Annotated in this window: 6 protein-coding genes and 3 rRNA genes; 2 read left to right on the top strand and 7 right to left on the bottom strand. The window is 63.1% G+C overall.

What is annotated here, in order from left to right:
• Positions 1 to 58 precede the first annotated feature (58 nt).
• From rrf to tyrS, 4 genes are all read right to left on the bottom strand, one after another.
• Positions 59 to 175, bottom strand: a 5S ribosomal RNA gene (gene rrf, locus QFZ26_RS16665).
• Positions 176 to 418: 243 nt separating this feature from the next.
• A 23S ribosomal RNA gene (locus QFZ26_RS16660) occupies positions 419 to 3,526 on the bottom strand.
• A gap of 469 nt (positions 3,527 to 3,995) precedes the next feature.
• Positions 3,996 to 5,524: ribosomal RNA gene (locus tag QFZ26_RS16655) — 16S ribosomal RNA — on the bottom strand.
• The 16S, 23S and 5S rRNA genes sit together here, the layout of an rRNA operon.
• 520 nt (positions 5,525 to 6,044) lie before the next feature.
• Positions 6,045 to 7,346 (bottom strand): tyrosine--tRNA ligase, encoded by a 1,302-nt coding sequence (tyrS, locus tag QFZ26_RS16650; protein WP_307044090.1) that lies wholly within the window; start codon positions 7,344 to 7,346, stop codon positions 6,045 to 6,047.
• Between the two features lie 152 nt (positions 7,347 to 7,498).
• Between tyrS and QFZ26_RS16645 the strand changes: the two genes are divergently transcribed.
• Both QFZ26_RS16645 and QFZ26_RS16640 read left to right on the top strand, forming a co-directional pair.
• Positions 7,499 to 8,122, top strand: a complete 624-nt coding sequence (locus tag QFZ26_RS16645) for a DNA-binding protein (RefSeq protein ID WP_307044088.1) — start codon at positions 7,499 to 7,501, stop codon at positions 8,120 to 8,122.
• 78 nt (positions 8,123 to 8,200) lie between these two features.
• Positions 8,201 to 8,803 (top strand): hypothetical protein, encoded by a 603-nt coding sequence (locus tag QFZ26_RS16640; protein ID WP_307044087.1) that lies wholly within the window; start codon positions 8,201 to 8,203, stop codon positions 8,801 to 8,803.
• 29 nt (positions 8,804 to 8,832) lie between these two features.
• Here QFZ26_RS16640 and QFZ26_RS16635 read toward each other — a convergent pair whose 3' ends face one another.
• The 3 genes from QFZ26_RS16635 to argF all read right to left on the bottom strand — a co-directional run bounded on the left by QFZ26_RS16635 (position 8,833) and on the right by argF (position 11,863).
• Positions 8,833 to 9,438 (bottom strand): DNA-3-methyladenine glycosylase, encoded by a 606-nt coding sequence (locus QFZ26_RS16635; protein WP_307044085.1) that lies wholly within the window; start codon positions 9,436 to 9,438, stop codon positions 8,833 to 8,835.
• A 62-nt stretch (positions 9,439 to 9,500) separates the two neighbouring features.
• On the bottom strand, positions 9,501 to 10,934 hold the full coding sequence (argH, locus tag QFZ26_RS16630) for an argininosuccinate lyase (protein WP_307044083.1): 1,434 nt from the start codon (positions 10,932 to 10,934) through the stop codon (positions 9,501 to 9,503).
• Positions 10,934 to 11,863, bottom strand: a complete 930-nt coding sequence (gene argF / locus QFZ26_RS16625) for an ornithine carbamoyltransferase (protein ID WP_307044082.1) — start codon at positions 11,861 to 11,863, stop codon at positions 10,934 to 10,936. The genes argH and argF overlap by 1 nt, the downstream gene beginning before the upstream one ends.
• Positions 11,864 to 11,870: the final 7 nt, after the last annotated feature.

Here is an 11,870-nt window from a genome sequence, read left to right as displayed (position 1 = left end):
GTGCGGCCCGTTAACGAAGAATGGCCACCCGTCTTCGGGTGGCCATTCCTCAATGAATGTCCGGCGGTGTCCTACTCTCCCACAGGGTCGCCCCTGCAGTACCATCGGCGCTGCGAGTCTTAGCTTCCGGGTTCGGAATGTGTCCGGGCGTTTCCCTCGCGCTATGGCCGCCGAAACTCTTGCCACACCGCGTCCGCCACGTGTTGTGGGGTGGGTGTGTGGTCTCGGTGTCCGCACCGGGCCCCGGTTGCCAACCCTGTGGTCGGGGTGGTGGTGGGGTGGTGCGGGTACAACTGTGTTGAGTTATGAAGTGTGTGGTGTTTTCCGTCTGAAGGGAACCACAGAGTGGACGCGAGCAATCTTGGGCCACTCACACGGCCTTTCGATGAATGATCTTCAAACGTGTGTGAGTGTAGTGATTGTCAAGTTATCGGCTTATTAGTACCGGTCAGCTCCGACAGTCGTTAGTCCTGTCTTCCACATCCGGCCTATCAACCCAGTCGTCTGGCTGGGAGCCTCTCCCCCGAAGGGTTGGAAATCTCATCTTGAGGCCGGCTTCCCGCTTAGATGCTTTCAGCGGTTATCCATCCCGAACGTAGCTAACCAGCGGTGCTCCTGGCGGAACAACTGGCACACCAGAGGTTCGTCCAACCCGGTCCTCTCGTACTAGGGTCAGATCCTCTCAAATTTCCTACGCGCGCAGCGGATAGGGACCGAACTGTCTCACGACGTTCTAAACCCAGCTCGCGTACCGCTTTAATGGGCGAACAGCCCAACCCTTGGGACCTACTCCAGCCCCAGGATGCGACGAGCCGACATCGAGGTGCCAAACCATGCCGTCGATATGGACTCTTGGGCAAGATCAGCCTGTTATCCCCGAGGTACCTTTTATCCGTTGAGCGACAGCGCTTCCACAAGCCACTGCCGGATCACTAGTCCCGACTTTCGTCCCTGCTCGACCTGTCAGTCTCACAGTCAAGCTCCCTTGTGCACTTACACTCGCCACCTGATTGCCAACCAGGTTGAGGGAACCTTTGGGCGCCTCCGTTACTTTTTGGGAGGCAACCGCCCCAGTTAAACTACCCACCAGGCACTGTCCCTGAACCGGATCACGGTTCGAAGTTAGATATCCAGAGTGACCAGAGTGGTATTTCAACAATGACTCCACCGACACTAGCGTGCCAGCTTCACAGTCTCCCACCTATCCTACACAAGCCACACCGAACACCAATACCAAGCTGTAGTAAAGGTCACGGGGTCTTTCCGTCCTGCTGCGCGTAACGAGCATCTTTACTCGTAATGCAATTTCGCCGAGTTCGCGGTTGAGACAGCTGGGAAGTCGTTACGCCATTCGTGCAGGTCGGAACTTACCCGACAAGGAATTTCGCTACCTTAGGATGGTTATAGTTACCACCGCCGTTTACTGGGGCTTAAATTCTCAGCTTCGCCTTGCGGCTAACCGGTCCTCTTAACCTTCCAGCACCGGGCAGGCGTCAGTCCGTATACATCGTCTTGCGACTTAGCACGGACCTGTGTTTTTAGTAAACAGTCGCTTCCCACTGGTCTCTGCGGCCCTGCAGCGCTTCCCTCAGCTAGTGAGTTCACGCCTTAGGCCCCCCTTCTCCCGAAGTTACGGGGGCATTTTGCCGAGTTCCTTAACCACGATTCTCTCGATCTCCTTGGTATTCTCTACCTGACCACCTGAGTCGGTTTGGGGTACGGGCGGCTTGAACCTCGCGTCGATGCTTTTCTCGGCAGCATAGGATCACCAACTTTTCATCCGCATCGTGTCTCAGCCTTGATGAACCGCGGATTTGCCTACGGTTCGGCCTACGCACTTGCCCCGGGACTACCATCGCCCGGGTTTGGCTACCTTCCTGCGTCACACCTGTTAATACGCTCACCGCCTCGACATGGGGTCGCACGCTCCACCAGCCGGTGTCCCCGAAGGGACGATGACTGGCTTCGGATGCTTAGCACTATCGGATTGGTGTGGGCGGTTCTTCGCCGGTACGGGAATATCAACCCGTTGTCCATCGACTACGCCTGTCGGCCTCGCCTTAGGTCCCGACTTACCCAGGGCAGATTAGCTTGACCCTGGAACCCTTGGTCTTCCGGAGGACGGGTTTCTCACCCGTCTTTCGCTACTCATGCCTGCATTCTCACTCGTGTGGCCTCCACGGCTGGTTCACACCGCCGCTTCGCTGGCCACACGACGCTCTCCTACCCATCAACACGGCTGGACCACGAAGGCCTACCACTAATGTCAATGCCACAACTTCGGTGGCGTGCTTGAGCCCCGTTACATTGTCGGCGCGGAATCACTTGACCAGTGAGCTATTACGCACTCTTTCAAGGGTGGCTGCTTCTAAGCCAACCTCCTGGTTGTCTGTGCAACTCCACATCCTTTCCCACTTAGCACGCGCTTAGGGACCTTAGTTGGTGGTCTGGGTTGTTTCCCTCTCGACGATGAAGCTTATCCCCCACCGTCTCACTGCTGCGCTCTCACTTACCGGCATTCGGAGTTTGGCTGACGTCAGTAACCTTTTAGGGCCCATCGGCCATCCAGTAGCTCTACCTCCGGCAAGAAACACGCAACGCTGCACCTAAATGCATTTCGGAGAGAACCAGCTATCACGAAGTTTGATTGGCCTTTCACCCCTATCCACAGCTCATCCCCTCCATTTTCAACTGAAGTGGGTTCGGTCCTCCACGACGTCTTACCGTCGCTTCAACCTGGCCATGGATAGATCACTTCGCTTCGGGTCTAGGACCTGCGACTGAATCGCCCTATTCAGACTCGCTTTCGCTACGGCTGCCCCTCACGGGTTAACCTCGCCACAGATCACTAACTCGCAGGCTCATTCTTCAAAAGGCACGCTGTCACCCCAACACGGAGGCTCCAACGGTTTGTAAGCAAACGGTTTCAGGTACTATTTCACTCCCCTCCCGGGGTACTTTTCACCTTTCCCTCACGGTACTTGTCCGCTATCGGTCATCTGGGAGTATTTAGGCTTATCAGGTGGTCCTGACAGATTCACACGGGATTTCTCGGGCCCCGTGCTACTTGGGATCCCTCTCCGGGCCGCCAGGCATTTCGACTACGGGACTCACACCCACTCCGGTCCGGCTTTCAATCCGGTTCGTCTATACCTGACGCGTCACCGTGACTGCACGGCAGTACAGTCCGAAAGGTCCCACAACCCCGACCATGCAACCCCTGCCGGGTATCACACATGGCTCGGTTTAGCCTGTTCCGCGTTCGCTCGCCACTACTTACGGAATCACGGTTGTTTTCTCTTCCTGTGGGTACTGAGATGTTTCACTTCCCCACGTTCCCTCTACCCGCCCTATATATTCAGGCGGGAGTCACCAGGTCACCCAAAGGGCCTGGCGGGGTTTCCCCATTCGGAAATCCTCGGATCACAGCTCGTTTATCAGCTCCCCGAGGCTTATCGCAGATTACGACGTCCTTCTTCGGCTCCAGATGCCAAGGCATCCACCGTTTGCTCTTAAAAACTTGAAAATCACATGAGATCGAATCGTGCAACACCACCCCGAAGAGCGATGCTGCGAAATTGACCAGTGAACACGCCAAACAACACCCCCGAAAGGATGCCATTGGCGATTCACCTTTTGTGAAACACGACCCGAAGGTCCTGTTTCTAAGATGCTCGCGTCCACTATGTAGTTCTCAACAGACGGCCAGAACCCCCACACCCACCAGCAACCGCCGGCATCGGTGAAGGCCTGCAAGAAACCATCACCCCCACCCCCGAAAGGGCAGAGTTGTCCGGTCCCTCAGGACCCAACAGCGTGCACGTACCAGCCTCCCCCGACCACACCGTTCCAACCCCGCAAGCGGAGCGTACTGAGTACAGCCGAAATCAACCGGCACCTATGTCAATGTTCCACCCATGAGCAACCAGCGAGCCACAAAGGACCCGATCTGGTCAGCACTGCGAAGACCCGAAAGCCTCCGAGTTGCTCCTTAGAAAGGAGGTGATCCAGCCGCACCTTCCGGTACGGCTACCTTGTTACGACTTAGTCCTAATCACCGATCCCACCTTCGACGGCTCCCTCCCACAAGGGGTTAGGCCACCGGCTTCGGGTGTTACCGACTTTCATGACTTGACGGGCGGTGTGTACAAGGCCCGGGAACGTATTCACCGCAGCGTTGCTGATCTGCGATTACTAGCGACTCCGACTTCATGAGGTCGAGTTGCAGACCTCAATCCGAACTGAGACCGGCTTTTTGGGATTCGCTCCGCCTTACGACATCGCAGCCCTTTGTACCGGCCATTGTAGCATGCGTGAAGCCCAAGACATAAGGGGCATGATGATTTGACGTCATCCCCACCTTCCTCCGAGTTGACCCCGGCAGTCTCATATGAGTTCCCACCATTACGTGCTGGCAACATACGACGAGGGTTGCGCTCGTTGCGGGACTTAACCCAACATCTCACGACACGAGCTGACGACAACCATGCACCACCTGTAACCGAGTGTCCAAAGAGTTCCACATTTCTGCGGCGTTCTCGGTTATGTCAAGCCTTGGTAAGGTTCTTCGCGTTGCATCGAATTAATCCGCATGCTCCGCCGCTTGTGCGGGCCCCCGTCAATTCCTTTGAGTTTTAGCCTTGCGGCCGTACTCCCCAGGCGGGGCGCTTAATGCGTTAGCTACGACACGGAAACCGTGGAAAGGTCCCCACATCTAGCGCCCAACGTTTACGGCGTGGACTACCAGGGTATCTAATCCTGTTCGCTCCCCACGCTTTCGCTCCTCAGCGTCAGTTACGGCCCAGAGAACTGCCTTCGCCATCGGTGTTCCTCCTGATATCTGCGCATTCCACCGCTACACCAGGAATTCCATTCTCCCCTACCGCACTCCAGTCTGCCCGTACCCACTGCAGGCCCGAGGTTGAGCCTCGGGATTTCACAGCAGACGTGACAAACCGCCTACGAGCTCTTTACGCCCAATAATTCCGGACAACGCTCGCACCCTACGTATTACCGCGGCTGCTGGCACGTAGTTAGCCGGTGCTTTTTCTGCAGGTACCGTCAAGCCGAAGCCCTTCTTCCCTACTAAAAGAGGTTTACAACCCGAAGGCCGTCATCCCTCACGCGGCGTTGCTGCATCAGGCTTGCGCCCATTGTGCAATATTCCCCACTGCTGCCTCCCGTAGGAGTCTGGGCCGTGTCTCAGTCCCAGTGTGGCCGGTCACCCTCTCAGGCCGGCTACCCGTCGACGCCTTGGTGAGCCATTACCTCACCAACAAGCTGATAGGCCGCGAGTCCATCCCAGACCGAAAAACTTTCCACCCAAAACCATGCGGTTCCAGGTCCTATCCGGTATTAGCTCCGATTTCTCGGGGTTATCCCAGAGTCCAGGGCAGGTTACTCACGTGTTACTCACCCGTTCGCCACTAATCCCCAGGTGCAAGCACCCGGTTCATCGTTCGACTTGCATGTGTTAAGCACGCCGCCAGCGTTCGTCCTGAGCCAGGATCAAACTCTCCAAAAAAACTGGTTCAACCCACCCCGAAAGGCAAGTCAAGAGTTGAATCTCTGACCGAGAACAATCATTACTGACTGTCCATCAATCCAAAGGAATCCCACCCCCACCCGAAGGCAGAGGACAGGGTTCAAAAATTGGCATTGAACATAGTGCACGCTGTTGAGTTCTCAAGGAACGGACGCACCCGGTGCTCGAACCTCGCGGATCGAACTGCCGGAGCTGTTTCGCTCTCCATCCGGTCATCCTCAGAGGACGCATCCGAATGCTTCAAGCACGATGAAGATTCAATTCTTCATGGCTTGGGATCTTCGTGCCACTTGAGGCCGATGAGCCGGTGCTTCTCAGCACTCCCGCTCTTTCGTTCCTGTGGGGCAACGAGTGATTACATTACGGGGATCCCGGGGGTCGTGCAACTTCTGGCTGCATCCCGGGCGTGTCGCGTTCCGTGGGCCTTCGCACCGATGACGAAAGGCTCCGCGCGCCCGAAGAATCGAGCGGGCGGAGCCTTGCCGTGGAGTGCCGTCGACTACTCGACGAAGACTCCTGCAAGCGTCTTCTTGCCGCGCCTGAGCACGGCCATGCCGCCCCGGGCCACGCGGCCCTCGAGCGTGGCGGTCTCATCTTCGATGCGGACGTTGTCGAGGGAGACCCCGCCCTGCGCGATCGCGCGCCGGCCTTCGCTCTGACTCGACACGAGTCCGGTGTCGGCGAGGAGCTGCGCGATCGGTGCGTCGGGCGAGGTCGTCGTGTTCGGAAGCTCTCGAAGCGCAGCCTCGAGCGTGTCGGGATCGAGCGCCGCGAGATCGCCCTGCCCGAACAGCGCCTGCGACGCCGCGATGACGGCGGCCGTGGCATCCGCCCCGTGCACGAGGGTCGTCACCTCCGCCGCCAGAACGCGCTGCGCCTGGCGTTTGAACGGCTCCCGTTCGACGAGCTCGGCGAGCGCCTCGATCTCGGCTCGGCCGAGGAAGGTGAAGACCTTCAGCCGTGAGATCACGTCGGCGTCGTCGGTGTTGAGCCAGAACTGGTAGAAGCGGTAGGGCGTGCACATCGCGGCATCCAGCCAGATGGCGTTGCCTTCGCTCTTGCCGAACTTCGTGCCGTCGGCGTTCGCGACGAGCGGTGTGCCGATGGCGTGCACCGACACCCCCTCGACCCGGTGAATGAGGTCGGTGCCGCTCGTGAGGTTGCCCCACTGGTCGCTGCCCCCGGTCTGCAGGACGCAGTGGTACTGGCGGTACAGCTCGAGGTAGTCGAAGCCCTGCAGGATCTGGTAGCTGAACTCGGTGTAGCTGATGCCCGCATCGGAGTTGAGCCGCGAGGCGACAGCGTCCTTCTTCAACATCGTGCCGACGCGGAAGTGCTTGCCGATCTCGCGGAGGAAGTCGATCGCCGACAATCCGGCGGTCCAATCGAGGTTGTTGACGAGCCGAACCGGGTTGTCGCCCTCACGTGAGATGAACCGACTCACCTGGGCTTGGAGGTAGCCGACCCATTCGGCGACGGTCTCACGGGTGTTGAGCGTGCGTTCGGCCGTCGGCCGTGGATCGCCGATGAGCCCGGTCGATCCGCCGACGAGGCCGAGGGGTCGATGTCCGGCCAGCTGAAGCCGCCGCATGACGATGAGCTGCACGAGGTTGCCGAGATGCAGGCTCGGCGCCGTCGGGTCGAAACCGCAGTAATACGTGATCGGCTCGCCTGCGAGCAACTCCTTCAGCGCGGCCGGGTCGGTCGAGACATGCACGTGGCCGCGCCAGACGAGCTCCTCCCAGACATCCTCGAAAGAGGCGTCGTTCTGTTGGGTCGTGAGGATCACTGGGTCTGACACCCCGACAGAGTATCAGCGGATGTTGGAGGCAACGATTCAAGCCTGAGGATTGATTCGGCCTGGTTCAGGTTATAGACTTCATCGCGAAGGCACATAATACCGTGTCCTCCACCCGCACTGATCAACCCCCCAGCACTCACCGGAGGTCGCCCATGTTCGTCATCACCGCCGACCAGGTCGGAAGCCGACGTGACACCGATCGCACGGGCGCCCTCGTGGCGGAGCTCTCCGAGCGGTTCCGATCACGGCTCCTGCTCCCCGTCGACCAGACGGCGGGCGACGAGGTGCAACTCGTGACGGATGCCGCCGACACCGCCCTGGCGATCGTGCTCGACACCACCCGCACCGGCCGTTGGAGCGTCGGCCTCGGCGTCGGTGATGTACGACGCCCCCTCCCCGACGCCGCCCGCAAGGCGACGGGCACCGCATTCATCGCTGCACGCGAGGCGGTCGGCGCGGCCAAGCGCGCCGAGGGCCGATTCGCGCTCCGGGCGGCGCCGATCACGAGCAGCATCACCGTTGCCGACGTCGAGCCGCTCGTACGTCTGCTCGTGCTGCTCCGCGAACGCCGGACCGATCCGGGGTGGGAGGTCGTCGAACTCGTGCGCGACGGCACCCAGCAGAAAGAAGCGGCCGCTGCGCTCGACATCAGTGCCGCCGCCGTGAGCGCACGCCTGAAGGCCGCGATGTGGCGACCTGAGGAGGAGGCGCGCCCCGCGCTCGTGCGGCTGCTCCGCGAACTCGATTCCGAGGCGTCGCACACGCCGCGCGAGTGACCGCCCGAATGCCGGCGGCCCCTCGCTAAGCTGCTCGGAGGCACGGGGCAGCACGGCCTCGACCGCGGAAGGAGCGCCGTGGATTTCCACGTCATCGCCGACACCCTCATCTGCTCGGCACTGGTGCTGGCACTGGTCGCCTCGGCGGCACTCTCGGTGCTCGCCTATCTGCGACCCCGGCGCACCTATCTGTGGTTCGCGGCCGCCACGCTCGGCACTGCGATGCTCGCTGCGGCGAGCATCGACTCTCCCGTGGCGTTCGGCATCGCGCCGCTCATCACCCTGCTCGGCCTGACGACGGCGATCTTCGGCGGCAGTCCGGCCGCGGCCACCGCACTCGACCTCGCGATGGGAGGCACGGTCGCACCGGGCCTGCACGGCGGCATCATCGTCGCCGAGCGACGCACGAAGGCCGAGGAACAGCAGGGACTTCAGGCGGCCACCCGACGAGAGGTGCTGCGCGGCGGCCTCACCATCGGCGTGCTCGAACGCGTCGCCTCTGCGGGGGCGATCGTCGCCGGCTTCCCCGAGGCGCTCGCGATCGTGGTCGCCGTGAAGGGCGTCGGCCGATTCACCGAGCTCGAGGCACCCGAAGCGCGCGAACGATTCATCATCGGCACCTTCGCGAGCCTCATCTGGGCGTGCGCGGCCGCCCTCGTCGTGCACCTCGCGATCCGCTGAACATCGCGGAGCCTGCCCTCGCCCGCTCCTCAGTCGTGCGAACGCGCATGACGCCGGTACACCGAGACGCCCGGCTCGCCCGCGACCCAGAAGCGCCATGGGAACGCCGCTCCCCCGCCGGCACCGCTGACACCGGTGCGAGGACCCGCCTCGAACGGGAGCGGCTGCTCGAGAACGCGGAGTTCGAACGGCGGCACGAGCAGGTCGGCGCCACTCGCCGAGAGCGGCACACCGAGCGCCACCGCGAGACGGGCGGGTCCACGCGCGAGGTCGCGATCGGATGCACCCGCTCGGCGTCGACGGGCGAGCTCGATGCCCTCGACGACCGTGCCACCACGGAGCAGCACCGCCGCCGAGTGGCCGGGCTCGGACGCCACCACGTTCAGGCAGACGTGCATGCCGTACGTGAAGTAGGCGTAGAGATGTCCGGCCGCGCCGAACATCACCGTGTTGCGGGGAGTCCGGCCACGGAACGCATGGGATCCGGGATCCTCGCCCACCCCGCGGTAGGCCTCCACCTCGGACAACCGCACCGAGACCCTTCCCTCGTCGGTGTCGTGCGAGATGACCGCCCCGAGCAGGAGCGGCCCCAGGTCCACCGAGTCGCGCGCGAAGAACTCCCGCGCCGGTCGCACGAGGGCAGCGTCAGCGGTCGGATGCCCCGCGGCATCCGACCCGTCGTTCGGGTGCCGTCCGCTCAGCTGCGCGCCTCCGGCAGGCCGGCCACGAGGTGCCGGACCCGGTCGGTGAGCCGTGCGAACTGCTCGTCGACGCGCACGGGCGCCGTGCCGCCGATGCCGTCGCGGCTCGCGACGGATCCCTCGACCGTGAGCACCTCGCGCACGTCGGGCGTGAGATGCGGCGAGATCGCGGCGAGCGCGGCGTCGTCGACGGCATCGAGACCGAGTGCGTGCCCTTCGGCGTAGCGCACGAGCGCACCGGTGATCTCGTGGGCGTCGCGGAACGGCACGCGTCGCTTCACGAGCCACTCCGCGACATCCGTCGCGAGCGAAAATCCGGCCGGTGCCAGCTCGGCCATGCGCTCGGTGTGGAAGGTCAGCGTCGCGATCATGCCCGTGAACGCGGGCAGCAACACCTCGAGCGTCTCGACCGAGTCGAAGACGGGCTCCTTGTCCTCCTGCAGGTCGCGGTTGTACGCGAGCGGCAGCGCCTTCAGCGTCGCGAGCAGCCCCGTGAGGTTGCCGATGAGCCGCCCCGACTTGCCGCGCGCGAGTTCGGCGATGTCGGGGTTCTTCTTCTGCGGCATGATCGACGAGCCCGTCGAATAGCCGTCGTCGAGGGTGACGAAGCCGAACTCGCGGGTGTTCCAGAGGATGACCTCTTCGGAGATGCGCGAGAGGTCGATGCCGATCATGGCGGCGACGAAGGCGAACTCGGCGACGACATCACGGCTCGCCGTGCCGTCGATCGAGTTCTCGGCTGGCGCTGCGAGTCCGAGGTCGCGGGCGACGGATGCCGCGTCGAGGCCGAGCGTCGACCCGGCGAGCGCACCGCCGCCGTAGGGCGAGACATCCGCCCGCTTCGTCCAGTCGACGAGCCGCTCGAGGTCGCGCGAGAGTGCCCAGCCGTGCGCGAGCAGGTGGTGGGCGAGCAGCACGGGCTGCGCGTGCTGCAGGTGGGTGCGGCCCGGCATGACCGCCGTGCGATGGGTGTCGGCCTGTGCGGCGAGGGCGTCGACGAGGTGCACGAGCTGTTGGCCGATGGTCGCCGCGTGGTCTTTCAGGTAGAGGCGCACGAGCGTGGCGATCTGGTCGTTGCGGCTGCGGCCCGCGCGGAGCTTGCCACCGAGCTCGGCTCCGACGAGATCGATGAGCGCCGCTTCGAGGGCCCCGTGCACGTCTTCGTCGGTCTCGGCGGCGACGAGCTCGCCCGAGGCCACCTTCGCCTCGAGCTCGTCGAGGCCGGCGATCATCGCGGCGAGCTCATCGGCGTCGAGGTAGCCCGCGACGGCGAGCGCCCGGGCGTGCGCACGAGAGCCGGCGAGGTCATAGGGCGCGAGCTGCCAGTCGAAGTGCGTCGACTTCGACAGCCGCTGGAGCTCGGGCGACGGGCCCGACGTGAACCGGGCGCCCCACAGCGAGCCCTCGTTGGTGCCGTGCCGTTCGGCCATCAGGCGTCCTTCCGCTCGAGGAGCCACACGAGCAGCGCCTTCTGCGCGTGCAGGCGGTTCTCCGCCTCGTCCCAGATGATCGACTGCTCGCCGTCGATGACGTCGGCGGTGACTTCATAACCGCGATCGGCCGGGAGGCAGTGCATGAAGACGGCGTCGGATGCCGCGAGGGACATCAGCTGGCGGTCGACCCGATAGGCGCCGAACGTGGCGACCCGGTGCGCCTTCTCATCCTCCTTGCCCATCGACACCCACGTGTCGGTGACCACGACGTCGGCGCCGGCGACGGCTTCGGCCGCATCCGTGTAGAGCGCGACGGAGCCGCCGGTCGTGGCGGCGATGCGATCGGCATCGGCGACGACGGATGCCTCGGGCGAGAACTCCTCGGGCGAGGCGATGCGCACGTGCATGCCGGCGGTGACACCCGCGAGCACGTAGGACTGCGCCATGTTGCTCGCGCCGTCGCCGAGGAAGGTGACGGTGAGCCCCGCGAGACGACCCTTGTGCTCCCGGATGGTGAGGAGGTCGGCGAGCAGCTGGCACGGGTGGAAGTCGTCGGAGAGGGCGTTCACGACCGGCACCGTGGTGCCCGCGGCCATCTGCTCGAGCCCGGCCTGGCCGTACGTGCGCCACACGATCGCCGAGACCAGGCGCTCGAGCACGCGGGCCGTGTCAGACGGCGTCTCCTTGCCGCCCAGCTGGCTGTTCGCCGTCGAGATGATCAGCGGCGACCCGCCGAGGTCGGCGATGCCGACGGCGAACGACACGCGGGTGCGGGTGGATGACTTGTCGAAGATCACGGCGACGGTCTGCGGGCCCTCGAGCGGACGGCGGCTCCATCGGTCGCGCTTGAGCGCTTCGGCGAGATCGAGGATCTCGGACTGCTCGGCGGGCGTGATGTCGTCGTCGCGGAGGAAGTGGCGGGTCATGCGGTTC

This window comes from Agromyces ramosus, assembly GCF_030817175.1.
Classification (GTDB): domain Bacteria; phylum Actinomycetota; class Actinomycetes; order Actinomycetales; family Microbacteriaceae; genus Agromyces; species Agromyces ramosus_A.
This window is presented reverse-complemented; position numbering and strand designations above follow the sequence as displayed.